The organism is Serratia sp. CY38905 (assembly GCF_052168875.1).
GTDB classification, from domain to species: domain Bacteria; phylum Pseudomonadota; class Gammaproteobacteria; order Enterobacterales; family Enterobacteriaceae; genus Serratia; species Serratia sarumanii.
This window is the reverse complement of sequence record NZ_JBJNLV010000001.1, coordinates 401,726-421,232: the sequence shown is the minus strand read 5'-3', so window position 1 is coordinate 421,232 and position 19,507 is coordinate 401,726. Positions and strand designations below refer to the sequence as shown.

The following is a 19,507-nucleotide window of genomic DNA, read 5'->3' as shown; positions in this document are numbered from 1 at the left end:
GTTCTCCCATTGTTTATTGCGCGCTTGGGCGCCAGATGCGTTGCGAGATGTCGACCTTCACCGGCACCAGCCGGTTGGCGTAAAACAGGTCAGCGGTTTGCTGCTGCGCGGCGATCGTCTGCGCATCGAGCGGTGTGATGGCGGTCGGCGGGCGGTGATCCAGATAGCTGGCGATCACCGGTTCGGGCAGCCCCATGGCGTTGGCCAGCAGGGTCACGCTTTGCGCCCGGTCGCTGCGGGTGAGCGCATCGGCCTGGGTCAGCACGGTCAGAACCTGGCTGATAAAGCTGCCGTTGGCTTCGGCGTAGGGGCGCGCCGCCAGATAGAAGGAACCGGTCTGGTTCAGATCGGTGCCGTCGCCGAGCACCCGTACGCCGCCCTGCAGCAGCGCGGCGGAATAATAAGGATCCCAGATGGCCCAGGCATCGACGTTGCCCTGCTGGAAGGCGGCGCGCGCATCGGCGGGGGTCAGATAGGCAGGCTGGATATCCGTAAATTTCAAGCCGGCCTTTTGCAGCGATCGCAGCAGCAGGTTGTGCGAGCTGGATCCTTTCTGGAAAGCGACCTTATGGCCTTTCAGATCGGCGACGGTTTTGATCGGGCTGTTTTCCGGCACCAGGATCACCTCCGCCTTCGGTTTGGGCGGCTCAACGCCGACATACAGCAGGTCCGCGCCAGCGGCCTGCGCGAAGATCGGCGGAATATCGCCGGTGCTGCCCAGATCGATGCTGCCGACGTTCAAGGCCTCGAGCATTTGCGGGCCGGCGGGAAACTCGATCCAGCTGATGCGGGTAGCGGGGAAACGTTCCTCCAGCAGCCGGTGGCTCTTCGCCAGCACCAGGCTGACCGATCCTTTTTGGTAGCCGATGCGGAACTGCGCCGGATCCTGCGCGGCGGCGGCAGTGGCCCAAACCAACGACAGTAGGCCGGTGAGGGTAGCGGCGCTCAGCCAGCGCCGTAAAACGATGCGTTTTTTCATTCAGGCTCTCCTTTTCCAGGCGTTTCAGGCGGTCTGACGCGCCGCCAGCGGCGAGGCGACGCGCAGCGCGGGTGGTTTGCGGCGGCCAAGCGCCAGATAGAAACTGGCGAGCGCCTCTTCCAGCCGGGCGGCGACGGCGTCGGTGAGCGTGGCGCCTTCACCGGCCAGTTGGATCTGGCTGTCGTCGGCGAACACGCCATGCAGCACCTCTTGCGCTTTCAGCGCCGCCAGCACCGGTTTCAGCGCGTAGTCCACCGCCAGCATGTGGCCGATCGAACCGCCGGTCGCCAGCGGCAGCACCACCTTATGATCCAGCGCGCGTTCCGGCAGCAGATCCAGCAGGGTTTTCAGCGCGCCGGAGAACGACGCTTTATAAACCGGCGTGGAAATCAGCAGGCCGTCGGCCTGCGCCAGCTGCTCGGCAAACGCCTTGATCGCCGGGCTGTTGAAGTTGGCGTACAGCAGGTCTTCGGCATCGAAGTCGTGCAGGGTATAAGCCGTCACTTCCACCCCTTGCTGCCGCAGCCAGTTCTGACTCAGCGCGAGCAGCGCGGCGGAACGTGATGGGATGCGTGGGCTGCCGGCCAGTGATATAACGCGCATTGCCACTCCTTATAACTAAAAGTTAGGTTTAATTAGAAAATCAAAAAGAAGTGTTTTAAACCTACCAGTAACCGGGCGCGTTTTTTAAATCTCATTTTTTGATTTCGATATGCGCAAAAGCGGATTGGCGCCGATTTGGCGGTGAAGAGAGAAAACGATTGCGTAAAAACGGCTTTTTTTGCCTTTAATCAATTCCAATTGGGCGGGGGATACCGGATAATACGCCCCCGGTTTGCAACCGGGAAATCAGGAGAGTCCATGTACTACCCCCTCATCAGGAAAGCGTTGTTCCAGCTCGATCCCGAGCGCGCGCACGAAGTGACCTTTCGTCAGCTCAGCCGTATTGCCGGCACCCCATTAGCGTTTCTTGTCCGTCAGTCCGTGCCGACCAAACCGGTCAGTTGCATGGGGCTGTCGTTTAAAAACCCGTTGGGATTGGCCGCCGGTCTGGATAAAAACGGCGAATGCATCGATGCGTTCGGCGCGATGGGCTTCGGCCATGTGGAAGTCGGCACCGTGACGCCACGCCCGCAACCGGGCAACGACAAGCCGCGCTTGTTCCGCGTGGTTGAGGCGGAAGGCCTGATCAACCGCATGGGGTTCAATAACCATGGCGTGGACAATCTGGTTGAAAACGTTAAGAAATCCCATTTCGGCGGCATTCTTGGGATCAATATCGGCAAGAATAAAGACACCCCGGTCGAACAGGGTAAAGACGATTATTTGATCTGCATGGATAAAGTTTATCCGTATGCCGGTTATATCGCGATTAACATCTCTTCACCGAATACCCCGGGGTTACGATCCTTACAGTATGGCGAAGCGCTGGATGATCTTTTGGCCGCGATTAAAAATAAGCAGCAGGAATTACATGCGCGCCATCACAAATATGTGCCGGTGGCGGTAAAGATCGCGCCGGATCTTTCAGAAGAAGAATTGATCCAAATTGCCGACAGCCTGGTGCGGCATAATATCGATGGCGTGATCGCCACCAATACCACCTTGGATCGAAAATTGATCCAGGGGTTAAATTACTGCGAACAAGCGGGCGGGTTAAGTGGGCGTCCGTTGCAATCACGCAGCACGGAAGTGATCCGTCGTCTTTCCACCGAACTGCAAGGGCGCCTGCCGATTATCGGCGTGGGCGGCATCGATTCGCTGACGGCGGCGCGCGAAAAAATGGAGGCCGGCGCGAGCCTGCTGCAAATTTATTCCGGATTTATCTATCACGGCCCGCGTTTGATTAAAGATATCGTTACCCATATCTAATATTTTTCCTCTCATTTTATTCCGGGGGTTTATTTCTGCCCCCGGCTCGTCTATATTTTGTTCGTTAGCATAAATATCGTTCGCGGAATTATCCGATGTTTAAGCTATTTTATCGGTGATAAAATCGCCTTTTAGGGTGAGTGCGGCGTTGGCATAGGCAGCGAGAAGGATACGAAATGAAGATAAAACCTGACGATAATTGGCGTTGGTATTTTGATGCCGAACACGATCGGCTAATGCTGGATTTAGCTAATGGTATGATCTTCCGTTCACGTTTCCCGGCCAAAATGTTAACGCCGGACGCCTTCGATGAATGCGCTTTTTGCGTGGATGACGCCGCCCTTTATTTCACCTATGAAGAACAGTGCAAGCAGATCAAACTCAGCCATGAGCAGCGCGCCGAGCTGGTGTTGAATGCGCTGGTCGCCTACCGCTTCCTGAAACCGCTGATGCCGAAGAGCTGGCATTTCTCGCAGCAGCATTACCCGCTGCAGCCGAAAAACGGCGAGCTGGCGGCGGTGAAGGTGATGGAAAGCGGCGTGGAAGCGCGCTTGCTGGTGGTAGAGGCCGGGGATAACGCCAGCCTGTGCCTGCTGGCGCAAAATCAACTGACTGTCGCCGGCCGCACCATGGTATTGGGCGACGCCATCAAGGTGATGCACGATCGGCTGAAACCCTGCGCGCAGGATGAAAGCGCCGCCCCGGCTTACGACAGGGCGGTATAGGGCGGATTACGCCAGGGTCAAATCACTTTTCGGGATACAGCTGCAGCACAGGATGGTGCCGTTGTCGCCCAGCGCGCTTTTCTTCAGGGGCGCGACTTCACCGCTCAACAACGTAATGCGGCAGCTGCCGCAAATCCCGGCGCGGCAGGAGTAAGGCACGCGAATGCCTTGCTGTTCCAGCTGTTCGAGCAGGATCTGCTGGTTGTTGCCGGTAAACACCTTTCCTTCGTATTCGATAGTGACGCTGTGCTCGCTGTCTTGCGGCGCTTGCACGCTCTCCACCACTTTGCCGGCGCCATAAGGGCGCGGCGGCTTGGTCGACAGCACTTCCACCGTATCGCCCACGCGGATGATGCCGCTGCTGCGCGCGATCATGTTCTGGCCGAAATCGATATCGCCGTTGTCGGCGGAGCGGAATTTTTGCAGCGTACTCAGCGGTTCGCCGCTCGGGTGCTTGCGGCCGCGCTCGGTGCTGACGGTGGTGAGCACGCAGCGGCTGCAGGGTTTCACCAGATCGAACATCACATCGCCGACGCGGATAACCTGCCAACCGTCCTCGGCCCAGGCGGCTGCGCCGCTCACCACCAGATTGGGGCGGAACTGCTCCAGCTTGATGCTGCCGGGGCAACGCCGCTGCAGATCGTTGAACGAAGCCTGGTTAATCAGCAGATAAGGATAGCCATCGGCAAAGGTCAGCGGGATTTCGGGGTGCTTCTTCACCCGGCGGGTCAACTCCGGCCCCAGCCAGCGCAGCTGAACGTCGCGCTGGAAATAGCCGCTCAGCCAGCGGTTGATCTCATCCGGCGCGATCAGTGCGGTGAAATGGTTGCCCCACACCTCGGTCGGCTGCGGCGCGGCGGTGAAGTCGCTGAAGCGAATGGCGGCGCTTTCGCCGTCCGGCGCGCTCAGGAACAGCCCGTCCGGCAGCAGCGCCGGCGTGAACAGCACCATCTGCGGGTATTGGCGCGCGGTAATAAAGGTGCCATCCGGCTCGGTGATCATAAAGTTGCGGTCGAAGGCCAGACCGCTGCTGCCGACCTGGGCGTAAGAAAGCTGCAGACCGCGCAGTGATTTAACCGGATGGACGTAGAGTCTGGAAAGCGTGATCACCCTCATCTCCGTGCGATTATTAAATAGAAGGGAGCAACTTTATGACAAGCGGTGCGGATTAGCTATAATGCGCAACAATTTTCTTTTTGGTGATAAGCACGATATGAACTCTCTGTTTGCCAGCACGGCGCGTGGATTGGAAGAACTGTTAAAAAGCGAGCTGGAAGCGCTTGGCGCTCACGACTGCAAAGTGGTGCAGGGTGGGGTACATTTTCAGGGTGACGATCGTCTTCTGTACCAAAGCCTGCTGTGGAGCCGCCTGGCTTCGCGCATTCTGTTGCCGCTGAACGAATTCCGCGTGCACAGCGATCTGGATCTGTACCTCGGGGTACAAGCGATCGACTGGCCGAGCATTTTTGGCGTGGATAAAACCTTTGCCGTGCATTTCAGCGGCGTGAACGAAGAGATCCGCAACAGCCAGTATGGCGCGCTGAAGGTGAAAGACGCCATCGTCGACAGCTTCACCCGCAAACTCGACCAACGCCCGACGGTTGCCAAGCAGCAGCCGGATATTCGCGTTAACGTCTTCCTGCAACGCGATATGGCCAGCGTGGCCCTCGATCTGAGCGGTGAAGGCCTGCATCAGCGCGGCTACCGCGATCTCACCGGCCAGGCGCCGCTGAAGGAAAACCTGGCGGCCGCCATCGTGCTGCGTTCCGGCTGGCAGCCGGGCACGCCGATGCTCGATCCGATGTGCGGCTCCGGCACGCTGTTGATCGAAGCGGCGATGATCGCCGCCGATCGCGCGCCTGGCCTGCACCGCCAGCACTGGGGCTTCAGCGCCTGGAATGGCCACAACGCCGAACTGTGGCGTGAAGTCACCGCCGAAGCGCAGGTGCGCGCGCGCCGGGGCCTGCAGGAAACCTCCTCTCGCTTCTTCGGTTCCGATATCGATCGCCGGGTGATTGAGATGGCGCGCGGCAACGCCCGCCGCGCCGGCGTCGCCGAGCTGATCACCTTCAACGTCGGTGACGTGGCGCGGTTGACCAATCCGCTGCCGGAAGGCCCGCACGGCACCGTGATCAGCAATCCGCCGTACGGTGAGCGTCTGGAAAGCGAACCGGCGCTGATCGCGCTGCACAACATGCTGGGCCGCGTGATGAAAAGCGCCTTCGGCGGCTGGCAACTGTCGCTGTTCAGCGCCTCGCCGGAGCTGTTGAGCTGCCTGCAGCTGCGCGCCGAGCGACAGTTCAAGGCGAAGAACGGCCCGCTGGAGTGCGTGCAGAAAAACTATCAGCTGGCGGCGAACCCGGCCGGCGCCACTACCGGCGGCGTGCAGGTGGCGGAAGATTTCGCCAACCGTCTGCGCAAAAACTTGAAGAAGCTCGACAAGTGGGCGAAACAGCAGGGCATTGAATGCTACCGCCTGTACGATGCCGATCTGCCAGAATACAACGTCGCGGTGGATCGTTACGGCAGCAAGGTGGTGGTGCAGGAGTATGCGCCGCCGAAAACCGTCGATGCGCAGAAAGCGCGTCAACGCCTGTTCGATGTGATCAACGCGACGCTGGCGGTGCTGGAATTGCCATCGAATCAGCTGATCCTGAAAACTCGCGAGCGGCAGAAGGGCAAGAATCAGTACGAGAAGCTGGCGCAGAAGGGCGAGTTCCTGCTGGTGGAAGAGTATAACGCCAAGCTGTGGGTTAACCTGACCGACTATCTCGATACCGGCCTGTTCCTCGATCACCGTATTGCGCGCCGCATGCTGGGCGAGATGAGCGGCGGCAAGGACTTCCTCAACCTGTTTGCCTATACCGGCACCGCCAGCGTGCACGCCGGGCTGGGCGGCGCGCGCAGCACCACCACGGTGGACATGTCGCGCACCTACCTGGAATGGGCGGAGAAGAACCTGCGCGCCAACGGCCTGACCGGCCGTCAGCATCGGCTGATCCAGGCCGACTGCCTGTCGTGGCTGAGCAACGCCAACGAACAGTTCGACGTGATCTTCATCGATCCGCCGACGTTCTCCAACTCCAAGCGGATGGAGAACACTTTTGACGTGCAGCGCGATCATCTGGCGCTGATGAAAGATTTGAAACGGTTGCTGCGCCGCAACGGAATCATCATGTTCTCGAACAACAAGCGCGGTTTCCAAATGGATATGGCAGGGCTGAGCGCGCTGGGCCTGGAGGCGAAAGAGATCACCGCCAAGACGCTGTCGCAGGACTTTGCTCGTAACCGTCAGATCCACAACTGCTGGCTGGTGACTCACGCCGGCGAAGGAAAATAATTACTATGTCGTTAATCAGCATGTCCGGCGCCTGGCTCTCTTTCAGCGATGCGCCGCTTTTAGACAACACCGAAATTCATATCGAAGACAACGAGCGCGTGTGTCTGGTCGGGCGCAACGGCGCCGGCAAATCCACGCTGCTGAAGATCCTCGGCAAAGAGATCCCGCTGGACGACGGCCGGGTGATCTACGAGCAGGATCTGATCGTGGCGCGCCTGCAACAGGATCCGCCGCGCAATATCGGCGGCAGCGTGTTCGACTTCGTGGCCGAAGGCGTCGCGGAGCAGGCGGAACACCTGAAGGCGTACCATGCGATTTCCCATCTGGTGGAGAGCGACCCGAGCGAGAAAAATCTGGCGCGCATGGCGCAAATCATGGAGATCCTCGATCACCAGGGGCTGTGGCAGCTCGACAGCCGCATCAGCGAAGTGCTGTTGCAGCTGGGGCTGAACGGCGACGCCGAGCTTTCCTCGCTGTCGGGCGGCTGGCTGCGTAAAGCGGCGCTGGGCCGCGCGCTGGTGAGCTCGCCGCGCGTGCTGTTGCTCGACGAACCGACCAACCACCTGGATATCGAAACCATCGACTGGCTGGAAGGCTTCCTGAAAGAGTTCGACGGCAGCATCGTCTTCATCTCGCACGACCGTTCGTTTATCCGCAACATGGCGACGCGTATCGTCGATCTGGATCGCGGCAAGCTGGTTTCCTGGCCGGGCAATTACGATCTGTATCTGCAGAGCAAAGAAGAAGCGCTGCGGGTGGAAGAGCTGCAAAACGCCGAGTTCGATCGCAAGCTGGCGCAGGAAGAGGTCTGGATCCGTCAGGGCATCAAGGCGCGCCGTACCCGTAACGAGGGCCGCGTGCGTGCGCTGAAGGCGCTGCGCGTCGAGCGTTCGCAGCGCCGCGAAGTGATGGGCACCGCCAAGATGCAGGTGGAAGAGGCGACCCGCTCCGGCAAAATCGTGTTCGAGCTGGAAAACGTCAATTATCAGGTGGGCGAAAAAGTGCTGGTGCGCGATTTTTCCGCCCAGGTACAGCGCGGCGACAAGATTGCGCTGGTGGGGCCGAACGGCTGCGGCAAAACCACGCTGCTGAAACTGATGCTCGGTCAGCTGAAAGCCGACAGCGGCCGCGTGCACTGCGGCACCAAGCTGGAAGTGGCCTATTTCGATCAGCACCGCGCGGATCTCGATCCGGAGCGCACGGTGATGGACAACCTGGCGGAAGGCAAACAGGAAGTGATGGTCAACGGTCGTCCTCGTCACGTATTGGGCTACCTGCAGGACTTCCTGTTCCACCCGAAACGCGCGATGACACCGGTGAAGGCACTTTCGGGCGGTGAGCGTAACCGCCTGCTGTTGGCTAAGCTGTTTCTGAAACCGAGCAATCTGCTGATCCTCGATGAACCAACCAACGATCTCGACGTCGAAACGCTGGAGCTGCTGGAAGAGCTGATCGACGGCTATCAGGGCACCGTGCTGCTGGTCAGCCACGATCGTCAGTTCGTCGACAACTCGGTGACCGAGTGTTGGATCTTCGAAGGCAACGGCGTGATCAACGCCTTCGTCGGCGGTTACTACGATGCGCATCATCAGCGCGCCACGGCGAAACCGATTCGTCAGGCGGCGCCGAGCGCGAGCAAACCGGCGGCGGAGAAAAAGGCCGAGCAGCCGAAGAAAGCGGCGGCCAAGCTGAGTTACAACCTGCTGCGCGAACTGGAACAGTTGCCGCAGCGGCTCGAACAGCTGGAGGCGGAAATCGAAGCGCTGCAGGCGCAGATGAGCGATGCCGACTTCTTCACGCGGCCGCACAGCGAAACGCAACAAGTGCTGACGGCGCTGGCTAACGCCGAGCAGGCGCTCGAGCAGGCCTTCGCCCGCTGGGAAGAGCTGGAAGCGATGAAAAACGGCTGACCGTTGCGATACCGCCCGCGCGCTGCTGCGGGCGGTATCGACGTGCCGGTGAGCAACGTTATTTAGGAGGAATATGGTGTGTTCCCACAACAATCATCAGCAGCATAGTCATTCCGCACCTTCGGCGGAGCACCAGGATAACCTGATGCTGTGCCCGCAGTGCGACATGCTGGTGGCGCTGCCGCCGCTGGCCTATGGCAGCAAAGCGGTCTGCCCGCGCTGCAAAACCACGCTCAGCGCCCGCTGGGACGAGCCGCGCAAGCGGCCGATCGGTTACGCCCTCAGCGCCCTGTTCATGCTGGTGCTGGCCAACATTTTCCCGTTTATCAACATGCGCGTCGCCGGCATCGGCAATGAAATCCGGCTGATTCAAATTCCGGAAGTCATGGTGGCGGAAGACTACGCCAGCATGGCCACGCTGTTTATGGTGTTCGTGCAGCTGATCCCGGCGTTTTGCATGGTGGCGATCATTCTGCTGTGTGCCAAAGTGCGTTTGCCGCTGGGGCTGAAAGAGTGGATGGCCCGGGTGCTGTTCCAGTTCAAGACCTGGTGCATGGTGGAAATTTTCCTCGCCGGGGTGCTGGTCAGCTTCGTCAAGCTGATGGCCTACGGCGATATCGGCATCGGCAGCAGCTTCGTGCCTTATTGCCTGTTCTGCCTGCTGCAGGTGCGCGCCTTCCAGTGCGTGGATCGGCGCTGGCTGTGGCAGGACATCGAACCGGCGCCGCGTCTCGATCGCCCGCTGACGGTGGGGCGCACCGGCATGCGGCAGGGCGTGCGCTCTTGCGCCTGCTGCACGGCGATCCTGCCGGCCAATCAGGTGCGCTGCCCGCGCTGCCACACCAACGGCTACGTGCGTCGCCGCCACAGCCTGCAGTGGACGCTGGCGCTGCTGGTGACCTCCGTCATGCTGTACATTCCGGCCAACCTGATGCCGATCATGGTGACCGAGGCGCTGGGCAACAAAATGAACTCCACCATCATGGCGGGGGTGATCCTGCTGTGGGGCGACGGCTCTTATCCGGTGGCGCTGGTGATTTTCATCGCCAGTATCATGGTGCCGTCGCTGAAAATGCTGGCGATCGGCTGGCTGTGCTGGGATGCCAACGGCAGGAAGAAACCGCGCGCCGACAGCGAGCGCATGCATCTGATTTATGAAGTGGTCGAATTCGTTGGCCGCTGGTCAATGATCGACGTGTTTGTGATCGCCGTATTGTCGGCGCTGGTGCGAATGGGGCAGTTGATGAGCATTTACCCCGCGACGGGCGCCGTGCTGTTCGCGCTGGTGGTGATCCTCACCATGTTCGCCGCCATGACATTTGATCCCCGGCTGACCTGGGATCGCGCAAGTGAAACAATCAACAAGGAGCCGCAAGGTGACGGAAAATAATCATAGCGTCGCGGACGTCGAGAAGATCAAGCGCTGGTCGCCGGTGTGGATCATTCCCATCGTGACCGCGCTGATCGGCGCCTGGATCCTGTTTTACCACTTCAGCCATCAGGGGCCGGTAGTGACGCTGGTCACCACGACGGCGGAAGGGCTGGAAGCGGGTAAAACCAAAATCAAAAGCCGCAGCGTGGACGTCGGCGTGGTGGAAACCGTCACGCTGAGCGAGGATCTGAGCAAGGTGATGGTGCAGGCGCGCCTTAATTCCGGCATGGAGAAATTGCTGCGCCAGGACTCCGCCTTCTGGGTGGTGAAGCCGCAGATCGGCCGTGAAGGCGTCTCCGGGCTGGGCACGCTGCTCTCCGGCGCCTATATCGAACTGCAGCCGGGCAACAAGGGCAAAGACGGCAAAGACAACTATCAGCTGCTCGACGCGCCGCCGCTGGCCTCTCCGGATGCCAAAGGGCTGCGCATCGTGCTGGACAGCGAAAAATCGGGCCAGCTCAACGCCGGCGATCCGGTGCTGTTCCGCGGCTACCGCGTCGGCTCGGTGGAAACCAGCTATTTCGATCCTAAAACGCGCGCCATGCGCTATCAGCTGTTCATTACCGCGCCTTACGATCAGTTGGTCACCACCAACGTGCACTTCTGGAAAGACAGCGGCGTGGCGTTCGACATGTCGGCGCAGGGCATGCGGGTGGAGATGGGGTCGCTGACCACCCTGTTCAGCGGCGGCGTCAGTTTTGACGTGCCGGAGGGCTGGGATCGCGGCGAACAGGCGAAAGAGAAGGCGGAGTACCAGCTGTTCGACAACCAGCGCAGCACGCAGGATTCGCTGTATACCGTGCATAAGGACTACTTGCTGTTCTTCTCCGATTCGGTGCGCGGCCTGCAGCCGGGCGCCCCGGTCGAGTTCCGCGGCATTCGTCTGGGCACGGTGGCGCAGGTGCCGTTCTACAAAGAGGGCATGGCGCAGCGCCTGGACAACGATTACCGCATTCCGGTGTTGATCCGCATCGAGCCGGATCGCTTCCAGAAAGAGCTGGGCGGCAATTTCGATATCGAAGGGCATTTGAAAGACGCCGAGTCCCGCGGCATGCGTGCCTCGATGAAGTCCGCCAACCTGCTGACCGGTTCGCTGTACATCGATCTCGACTTCTATCCGCAGGAGAAACCGTGGAAAGGGCCGCGCGAGCTGTTCGGTTATCCGCTGATGCCGACCACCAGCGGCGGTCTGGCGCAGATCCAGCAGAAACTGATGCAGACGTTGGATAAGATTAATTCGATGCCGATCAATCCGATGATCAACGAAGCGACCAAGACGCTGGCGGAAAGTCAGAAAACCATGAAATCGACGCAGCAGACCATGAAGTCGCTGAACGACATCATCGCCAGCAAAGAGATGCAGGCGCTGCCGCAGGACATGCAGAAAACCCTGCTGGAGCTGAACCGCAGCATGAAAGGGTTCCAGCCTGGTTCGCCGGCTTACAACAAGATGGTGGGCGATATGCAGCGCCTCGACCAGGTGTTGCGTGAGCTGCAACCGGTGCTGCGCACCCTGAATGAGAAGAGCAACGCGCTGGTGTTTGAAGCCGCCGGCAGCACTGACCCTCAGCCGAAGAAGGCCACGAAATGATGAAATGGATCCCGGTAGCCCTGGCGCTGTTGCTCAGCGCCTGCAGCAGTTCGCCACAGAAGACCTACTATCAGTTGCCGGCGCTGGGTGCGCCGGCCGCGGCCGGCAGCAGCGGTGCCTCCACGCGCCAGCTGTGGCTGGAGCACGTGAGCGTGGCGGATTATCTGGCGCAGAGCGGCGTGGTGTATCAGACCAACGACGTGCAGTATGTGATAGCGCAGAACAATCTGTGGGCCAGCCCGCTCGACCAGCAGCTGCAGCAAACGCTGGTCACCAACCTGAGCAGTGCGCTGCCGGGCTGGGTGGTCTCTTCGCAGCCGATGAGTAGCGATCAGGATGTGCTCAACGTCACCGTCAGCGGCTTCCACGGCCGTTTTGACGGCAAGGCGATCGTTCGCGGCGAGTGGGTGCTGAACCGCCAGGGGCGCTTGATCAAACGGCCTTTCAGCCTGGAATTGAAACAGGGCGAGGACGGCTATGATGCCCTGGTGCGCACCCTGGCGCAGGGCTGGCAGCAGGAAGCTCAGGCTATCGCAGCACAGATGGGCGGCATTTAGTCATAATTTGGTCTAAAATCGTCTAATCCCTGTCAGCGTGAAAATTCGTTTTTTTTCGCTGGCAGGGATTTCTATTTAATTTCAAAAAGTTAAACCCTTCCCCGGCAGATCAGCCACTTAGCACTTTCCTCGGGCGTAGCTCACAAATATGACATTGGCGTGAATTTTGCGCATTGATCTTCTCTTCTTTTAGCGCTATTGATTACTCGTGGCTGCGCAAAAAGCAGCCATTGTTTTCTTTCCACCAGACCAAAATGAGGGAAACGAGGCATGAAGAGACAGAAACGCGATCGTCTGGAAAGGGCGCATTCGAGAGGGTATCAGGCAGGTATTTTAGGGCGTTCCAGGGAACATTGTCCCTACCAATCATCGGTGGACGCCCGGTCTCAATGGCTGGGAGGTTGGCGAGAAGCCATGGAAGACAGGGCTGTGACCGCTTAAGCGGCTCCCTGTCAAATAAAAGGAATAACCTCCGCCTTTGGCGGAGGTTTTTGTTTGTGCCGTTTATTTGTCCTGCCAGCGTTTCAGTAAAATACTCGCATTCACGCCGCCAAAGCCGAAGCCGTTTGATAAGGCGTAGGTCATGTCCATCGATTCAGCCCGTTTCGCGACCAGATGCAAGCCTGCCGCCGCCGGATCGGGATTGTCCAGATTCAGCGTTGCAGGAGCTATCTGATCGCGCAGAGCCAGGGCGGTAAAGATGGTTTCCAGCCCGCCGGCGGCGCCGAGCAGGTGCCCGGTCGCTGATTTCGTCGAGGTCACGGCGACAGTCCCGGCAGTGCCAAACAGGTGCTTGATGGCATTGATTTCGCCTAAATCGCCTACGGGTGTCGAAGTCGCGTGCGCGTTTAAATGCTGAACCTCTTCTGGGGCGACATTCGCCTGCTTCAACGCGATTTTCATCGCCCGATAGGCGCCGTTGCCGTCTTCAGCGCCGGAGGTCATGTGGTAGGCGTCGGCGCTGGTGCCATAGCCGACGATTTCCGCGAGCGGCGTAGCGCCGCGCGCCCGCGCATGCTCCAGCGTTTCAATCACCAGCATGCCGGCGCCTTCCCCCATGACAAAACCGTCCCGGGCGCTGTCGAAAGGCCGGGAGGCCTGTCGCGCCAACTCGGCCGGTGCGGTGGACATGGCGCGCGCGGCGGCGAATCCGCCCAGGCTTACGGTGTCGATAGCGGCTTCGGTACCGCCGCACAGGGCGATATCGGCCTCATCATTGCGGATCATACGCACCGCGTCGCCAATGGCCTGCACGCCGGCCGCACAGGCGGTGACCGGTGCGCCAATCGGGCCTTTGAAGTGATGCTTGATGGAAACGTGACCGGCCGCCAGATTGACCAGGAAAGAGGGGATGGTGAATGGCGACAGGCGCTTGGCGCCGCGGCTGTCCGTAGTGCGCACCGCCTGGGCAATGGCCGGGAAGCCGCCAATGCCCGAGGCGATGACGGTGGCGGTTCGCTCTTGTTTTTCCTCCGTATCGGCTATCCAGCCGGCCTGACGAACGGCTTCATCCGCCGCCGCCATGGCAAACAGTATAAAGCGATCCATTTTCTTTTGGTCCTTGGGGGCGACGGACGCGTCTAGGTTGAATCCCGCCTCGGCATCTTGCGCCAGTTCGGGGACTTGCCCCCCGACCTTGACCGGCAAATCTGCAACGATCTCGTCAGGCAAAGCCCGAATGCCGGACTCTCCTTTTAATAAACGTTGCCAGATGGTCTCCACGCCGCACCCTAACGGTGAAACGGCGCCCATGCCGGTAATAACGATACGACGATTGCTCATGACTGCTCCTTGGTGAGTTCGGATAAATCGGCGAGGCGCCGCTGCCGCATCAGTTCGGCGCGTTGACGTATGCCGTCATTTGCCGCAGGCCCCGGTGCCAACGTAATAAACTGCGGCGGCACCTGCTGTTGGGTCTCGACGTTGATCAACTGGACCTGGATCGGCCGATCGGTGCGGCCGTCGACTAACAAGGCGCTAATGTCACCGTCGATCAAATGGCGATTGCCCCATTGTGAGAGAGCGGCCAGTACGGGAAGAAAATCGTTGCCGCGTTCGGTGAGCAGATATTGATAGCGAACCGGCCGCGTTTGATAACGTTGCTTATGCAGAATGCCGTGGGCCACCAAATCCTTCAGGCGTCGGGCCAGGAGAGTGGGTGAGATCCCCAGACTTTGTTGGAATTCGTCGAACTTGGACAACCCCTGAAAGGCATCACGCAGGATCAGGATGCTCCACCATTCTCCGACGCGATCTAACGAACGTGCGACGGGGCAAGGTGTATCGCTAAAGCGGGTTTTTTGCATATCGCCTCTTTGTGGATACATTTATTGTAGTTACATGATGACTATACTAGGCGATTTTGAGGGGCAAGAAAATGACCGGATGCAAAAAACCGCTATCGCGTCGGTGCGGGCTGCAGGGAGGGGCCTCGCTCAACTGGCCTGCGTTCGGGTAGGAATAGGGTGGAGACAGGGGGGGAGAAAAACGTTTCGGCAGCGGGCAATTAAAGGAGGTGAGTAGTCTTTAAACGAGAAGAGAAAGAAATGCCATCACGCTGGGCGTGATGGCATGCGAAGAGGATTAGAAAACAAGACGATGACCGCCTTCTCCTCAGCGTGATCAGAACGCCGTGGTGTCCTTGAACAGGCCCACTTTCAGATCGGTGGCGGTATAGATCACTTCGCCGTCAACCAGCACTTCGCCATCGGCGACGCCCATGATCAGCTTGCGGGTGATGACGCGTTTGAAGTTAATGCGGTAGGTCACTTTCTTCGCGGTTGGCAGCACTTGGCCGGTAAACTTGACTTCACCGACGCCCAGCGCGCGGCCTTTGCCTTCGCCACCCAGCCAACCGAGGTAGAAACCGACCAGCTGCCACATCGCATCCAGGCCCAGGCAGCCTGGCATGACCGGATCGCCGATAAAGTGGCAACCGAAGAACCATAGGTCCGGATTAATATCCAGCTCCGCTTCCACATAACCTTTGTTGTGAGTTCCGCCGTCTTCGGTCATCTTGACCACGCGGTCCATCATCAACATGTTACCTGCCGGCAACGGTGGGCCACCGGCGCCGAACAGCTCGCCACGGCCGGATGCTTCGAGGTCTTCTTTCGTATAGGAATCGCGTTTATCTACCATGTTCTCAGTAAGCCTTATTTTAATGAAGGACGCAGGTTAGCTAACACGTGTACGCTGAACAAGTCCGATCAGCCGTGGTTGAACCAGTTGAGCCAGCGCAGCGGCCACGGACGACGGCGTTCCTGCAGGCTCACCTGCGCAATCCGTTCCTGAATGGCCGCCAACAAGTTCGGCTGTTGTTCGTCAGAGTAGAGGCAACCTGTGAGCAAAGGCAAGGCTTCCGCCGCGCTCTCTACCGCCCACAGATGGAATTGCCCTTCGCGTACCGCGTCGACGACATCCTGGCGCAGGCACAGGTGGCGCACGTTGGTCGCGGGCAATACGACGCCCTGTTTACCCGTCAGGCCGCGGCGCAAACAAACCTCGAAGAAACCTTCGATCTTTTCGTTAACGCCACCTATCGGCTGTACGTTGCCGAATTGGTCGACGGAGCCGGTGACGGCGATCTGCTGGGTGATCGGTTGCTGTGACAGGGCGCTGATCAACGCGCACAGTTCAGCCAGTGAGGCGCTGTCGCCGTCTACTTCACCGTAAGATTGCTCAAAGACGATGGAAGCGGAGAAGGGTAACTGCTGATCCAGATCCAGCTCGGCGATCAAAAACGCCTGCATGATCATCATGCCTTTAGCGTGCAGGTTGCCACCCAGTTCGGCTTTGCGCTCGACGTCGGTGAACTCGCCATCGCCGAGGTGCACAACGCAACTGATGCGCGACGGTTCGCCAAAACTGCGTGGATGGCCGGGATAATCCAGGACTGACAGGCCGTTGATTTGCCCGATCACTTCACCCTCGGTCTCAATCAGAATCTGGCCCAGCTCGATTTCATCCTGCATACGTTCGGCCAGATAGCTTTCACGCCATTCGCGGGCATTTAACGCCGCTTCGAACGCTTTGGCCGTAATGCGATCTTCTTCGGCATACAGTGCGGCTTCGGACAGCTGCTGGCCAAGCCAAACCGGCGAGAGTGGCAGGATGCCCTGGTCGCCACTGTAACGCACGGCCTGAACGATCAGCGGCGCCCAGGCGTCGCTCGCCAGCATCGGCAACTGCTGGTCGGCAATCACGCCGTTGACGTAGCCGCACCACTGCGCCATATCATCAACTTCAGTCAGCTGCAGATCGTCTTCGAATTCACCGTAGACCGCTTGTTCACTCAGTTCCGGCTCGATATCGTGAAAATCGGCCAGGCCGTGGCGATCGCCGACCACAATCAGCCGCAGCTCCAGCGGCATTGGCGGAATGGCTACCGGCAGCGGGCGGGTTTCGTCTGGCGAAACCCAATGGAACTGACGTTGGCCGATCATTTGCTTCAGCCGCAGCCATAGCAACGGCTGAGCCAACAGGGCGCGGGCCGACAGAATCAAAATGCCGCCGTTGGCCTGGTGCACCAGACCCGGCTGCAGGGTGATGTCGCCATTGTGGATCCGTACGCAGCCAAACAGTTGCTCCGGCTCAACCCACTCCTGGAACAGGCAAGCGCCGCCGGCGGCAAAAGGTTCATCGCCACGGCTGGCCGGCTCTACGCTGACTTTGCCATCCTGAATGACATAGTGGCTGCCGCGGCATGCCGTGTTTTTCGGCAGCAGTGGCGTGACGGCGTGAGCGATCAGTTCCAGATACTCTCGTGTTTCTTGCGCCTTCAACAGCATGAAACGCGGCGGCGATTGGGGGTGGCAAAATAGCGTCAGGGCATTTTCCAGCCGAGGCTGAATGGCGGAAAAGGGCACGGGTGCCAACTGAGCGGCGGTATCAAATATCGCCTGATAAGGCGTTACGTCCGGCAATAAAGATTGCCATTCAAGTCGGTTATTGGTCAAAGTGTTAGATGCAATCGTTAAAAAGGGAAAGGGCGATTATACAAGAATAACGGCGGCTTGATACATGCGGAGTGCCAGTTGGCATCAGGGAGTTTGACATCGCGCGGTGACTGTGCAAAAAACAGTCTAAAAGACGGCTTAATTGCCGGGGAAATTTGGCGCAAAGCTGTTATGCTTATTTGAAGTTACGCGGTCACTGAAGAGCTCAAGATGAAATATCAGCAACTGGAAAATCTGGAGAGCGGTTGGAAATGGAAGTACCTGGTGAAGAAACATCGGGAAGGGGAACTCATTACCCGCTACATTGAAAACAGCGCTGCTCAGGAGGCGGTTAACGAGCTGCTGAAGCTGGAAAATGAGCCGGTAAAGGTACTTGCATGGATTGCCGCTCACATGAATCCGGAACTGGATAACCGGATGAAACAAACGATCCGCGCCCGCCGTAAACGTCATTTTAACGCAGAACATCAGCATACGCGTAAAAAATCTATCGATCTGGAGTTTTTGGTTTGGCAACGATTGGCTGCCCTAGCGCGCCGACGTGGCGTTACGCTGTCGGAAACCGTCGTGCAGCTTATCGAAGACGCTGAACGCAAAGAAAAGTATGCGAACCAGATGTCGTCGTTGAAAGAAGACTTGAAGGCGATTCTTGGCAAAGATCCCAAGTAAGTGCGTGAGCGCGCCTTTGTTGCGCTTGGTTTCAACAATAGGACGAAAAAAAACCCCGCTATGCGGGGTTTTTATTAGGCGAGTAAACTTAGCCCTGAGGCTGAGTTACAACGTCTTTGATACCTTTAACTTCGATCTCTACGCGACGATCTGGTGCCAGGCAAGCGATCTGAGCTTTGGTAGCGCGGCCAGATTTGTAGCCACAGGTGTTGCCAGTAACTGCATCTGCTTCACCCATACCACGTGCAGAGATTTTGTCTGACGGGATGCCTTTGGAGACCAGGTAGTCAACAACGCTCTGTGCACGTTGTTCGGACAGTTTCTGGTTGTACTGGTCAGAACCAACGGCGTCGGTGTAACCCAGAACAACTACGGAACCGTCTTTAGGATCCATGGAGCTCAGCTGGCTGTACAGCTGATCCAGAGCCTGTTGGCCTTCTGCTTTCAGAGTAGACTTGTTGAAGTTGAACAGCACGTCAGACTTCAGAGTGAAACGCTTGGTTTCAACAACTGGAGCTGGAGCCGGAGCTGGTGCTGGAGCAACTACGTCATCCTGACCGAAGCGGTAAGAAACGCCCAGGCTCAGCATGGTGTTGTCTGGACGTGCGCCAACGGTACCTGCGTCACCGATGTTGCTTACGAACTGGTAATCCAGGCGAGTAGCCCAGTTTTTGGTCAGTGCGTATTCAACACCAACAGCAGCCAGCGGAGAAACGCCGGTGTCGTGGTCGCTCAGACGCTGACCAGTACGGCCGTAGTTAGCTTTGGAATCTGCACGCCATACCATACCACCCAGACGAGTGTAGATGTCCAGATCGTCAGCAATTGGGTAGCTCAGTTTAGCGGCCAGTTGAACGCCCTGCGCTTTGAAAGCACCGTTGTTCACGCTGCCTTTGTAAGGCATGCGGCCGAGCCAGTCATAGCCCAGTTCGAAGCCCAGGTATTGGTTTGCCTGGTAGCCCAGGAACGCGCCGGCACCCAGCTGATCTTTGTGGGTAGGACCGTTGCCGATACCGTTCTGGTAACCGTTGCCGTAGAAGCCAACGTCATGGTACTGGGACCAGCCCAGTTTAGCACCGGTGTACCAAGTGTTATCTTTTGGAGCGGCTTGCGCTACGGTAGCGAAACCTGCCAGTGCCACTGCTAATGCGATAGCTGTCTTTTTCATTTTGCGCCTCGTTATCATCCAAATAGGCAATGAGCTTTAAAGCTGTTTTAAGCCCTTGGTTAAATTCCTTCGCCAAGGTTTAAGCCCTCGTTTGTTACTCGCCAGTTTTTCTGACGTTATAGAGCAACCTTGGCGATGTAAAGTCTACAACGTGGCGCGAAAGTTACAAGTGTGATGTGATAAGGCTCTAAAAAAAAACGCGGAATCGTACATATTTGCTAACATTCTTAGCCTAAAAAAACGGCGATTCCTTGGGCGTTTTTACTTGCCAAACCGCAGCCGGACTAGCTTTGTGCCTTCCACCGC

General features: G+C 58.5%; 17 protein-coding genes. 9 read left to right on the top strand and 8 right to left on the bottom strand.

Going from position 1 to position 19,507, the window contains the following annotated elements; translation table 11 throughout:
* Positions 1-13 precede the first annotated feature (13 nt).
* Positions 14-979: a sulfonate ABC transporter substrate-binding protein gene (locus tag ACJ8MK_RS02255; protein WP_049195836.1), complete on the bottom strand. Its 966-nt coding sequence runs from the start codon at positions 977-979 to the stop codon at positions 14-16.
* Positions 980-1,003: 24 nt separating this feature from the next.
* Complete coding sequence (gene ssuE / locus ACJ8MK_RS02250) at positions 1,004-1,582, bottom strand: NADPH-dependent FMN reductase (protein WP_033654227.1); 579 nt, start codon at positions 1,580-1,582, stop codon at positions 1,004-1,006.
* 258 nt (positions 1,583-1,840) lie between these two features.
* Here ssuE and pyrD point away from each other — a divergent pair, with 258 nt between their 5' ends.
* Together pyrD and ACJ8MK_RS02240 are read left to right on the top strand one after the other, a co-directional pair.
* Positions 1,841-2,851: a quinone-dependent dihydroorotate dehydrogenase gene (pyrD, locus tag ACJ8MK_RS02245; RefSeq protein WP_047568298.1), complete on the top strand. Its 1,011-nt coding sequence runs from the start codon at positions 1,841-1,843 to the stop codon at positions 2,849-2,851.
* Between the two features lie 176 nt (positions 2,852-3,027).
* Positions 3,028-3,576 carry a cell division protein ZapC gene (locus ACJ8MK_RS02240; protein ID WP_033637882.1) on the top strand — a complete coding sequence of 183 codons (549 nt, stop codon included), beginning with the start codon at positions 3,028-3,030 and terminating at the stop codon, positions 3,574-3,576.
* A gap of 6 nt (positions 3,577-3,582) precedes the next feature.
* Here the strand turns inward: ACJ8MK_RS02240 and ACJ8MK_RS02235 are convergent, their stop codons facing one another.
* On the bottom strand, positions 3,583-4,686 hold the full coding sequence (locus ACJ8MK_RS02235; RefSeq protein ID WP_049213679.1) for a YcbX family protein: 1,104 nt from the start codon (positions 4,684-4,686) through the stop codon (positions 3,583-3,585).
* Between the two features lie 103 nt (positions 4,687-4,789).
* Here ACJ8MK_RS02235 and rlmKL point away from each other — a divergent pair, with 103 nt between their 5' ends.
* The 6 genes from rlmKL to rmf all read left to right on the top strand — a co-directional run bounded on the left by rlmKL (position 4,790) and on the right by rmf (position 12,847).
* Positions 4,790-6,916, top strand: coding sequence for a bifunctional 23S rRNA (guanine(2069)-N(7))-methyltransferase RlmK/23S rRNA (guanine(2445)-N(2))-methyltransferase RlmL (gene rlmKL, locus ACJ8MK_RS02230; protein WP_103798941.1), 2,127 nt, complete (start codon positions 4,790-4,792; stop codon positions 6,914-6,916).
* A 5-nt stretch (positions 6,917-6,921) separates the two neighbouring features.
* On the top strand, positions 6,922-8,826 hold the full coding sequence (locus ACJ8MK_RS02225; RefSeq protein WP_033637886.1) for an ABC transporter ATP-binding protein: 1,905 nt from the start codon (positions 6,922-6,924) through the stop codon (positions 8,824-8,826).
* 73 nt (positions 8,827-8,899) lie between these two features.
* A complete protein-coding gene (gene pqiA, locus ACJ8MK_RS02220; RefSeq protein WP_071883795.1) occupies positions 8,900-10,216 on the top strand; it encodes a membrane integrity-associated transporter subunit PqiA in 1,317 nt (438 codons plus the stop codon).
* Positions 10,203-11,849, top strand: a complete 1,647-nt coding sequence (pqiB, locus tag ACJ8MK_RS02215) for an intermembrane transport protein PqiB (RefSeq protein ID WP_442517465.1) — start codon at positions 10,203-10,205, stop codon at positions 11,847-11,849. The genes pqiA and pqiB overlap by 14 nt, the downstream gene beginning before the upstream one ends.
* Positions 11,846-12,406 (top strand): membrane integrity-associated transporter subunit PqiC, encoded by a 561-nt coding sequence (gene pqiC, locus ACJ8MK_RS02210; RefSeq protein ID WP_033654223.1) that lies wholly within the window; start codon positions 11,846-11,848, stop codon positions 12,404-12,406. The genes pqiB and pqiC overlap by 4 nt, the downstream gene beginning before the upstream one ends.
* A 270-nt stretch (positions 12,407-12,676) precedes the next feature.
* On the top strand, positions 12,677-12,847 hold the full coding sequence (gene rmf, locus ACJ8MK_RS02205) for a ribosome modulation factor (RefSeq protein ID WP_004928150.1): 171 nt from the start codon (positions 12,677-12,679) through the stop codon (positions 12,845-12,847).
* A gap of 63 nt (positions 12,848-12,910) precedes the next feature.
* Here the strand turns inward: rmf and fabF are convergent, their stop codons facing one another.
* The 4 genes from fabF to ACJ8MK_RS02185 all read right to left on the bottom strand — a co-directional run bounded on the left by fabF (position 12,911) and on the right by ACJ8MK_RS02185 (position 17,364).
* Positions 12,911-14,188 (bottom strand): beta-ketoacyl-ACP synthase II, encoded by a 1,278-nt coding sequence (gene fabF, locus ACJ8MK_RS02200; protein ID WP_033654222.1) that lies wholly within the window; start codon positions 14,186-14,188, stop codon positions 12,911-12,913.
* Positions 14,185-14,712 (bottom strand): winged helix-turn-helix transcriptional regulator, encoded by a 528-nt coding sequence (locus tag ACJ8MK_RS02195; RefSeq protein ID WP_033637890.1) that lies wholly within the window; start codon positions 14,710-14,712, stop codon positions 14,185-14,187. Before ACJ8MK_RS02195 ends, fabF begins: the two co-directional genes overlap by 4 nt.
* A 316-nt stretch (positions 14,713-15,028) precedes the next feature.
* On the bottom strand, positions 15,029-15,547 hold the full coding sequence (gene fabA, locus ACJ8MK_RS02190; protein ID WP_004928144.1) for a bifunctional 3-hydroxydecanoyl-ACP dehydratase/trans-2-decenoyl-ACP isomerase: 519 nt from the start codon (positions 15,545-15,547) through the stop codon (positions 15,029-15,031).
* A 68-nt stretch (positions 15,548-15,615) separates the two neighbouring features.
* Positions 15,616-17,364, bottom strand: a complete 1,749-nt coding sequence (locus ACJ8MK_RS02185) for an AAA family ATPase (protein WP_033646573.1) — start codon at positions 17,362-17,364, stop codon at positions 15,616-15,618.
* 210 nt (positions 17,365-17,574) lie between these two features.
* Here ACJ8MK_RS02185 and matP point away from each other — a divergent pair, with 210 nt between their 5' ends.
* The gene (matP, locus tag ACJ8MK_RS02180; protein ID WP_004928138.1) at positions 17,575-18,033 is read left to right on the top strand and encodes a macrodomain Ter protein MatP; all 459 of its coding nucleotides are present in this window, start codon (positions 17,575-17,577) and stop codon (positions 18,031-18,033) included.
* 88 nt (positions 18,034-18,121) lie between these two features.
* On the opposite strand, the gene ompA is transcribed toward matP, so the two are convergent.
* Positions 18,122-19,201: a porin OmpA gene (gene ompA / locus ACJ8MK_RS02175; protein ID WP_033638719.1), complete on the bottom strand. Its 1,080-nt coding sequence runs from the start codon at positions 19,199-19,201 to the stop codon at positions 18,122-18,124.
* Positions 19,202-19,507: the final 306 nt, after the last annotated feature.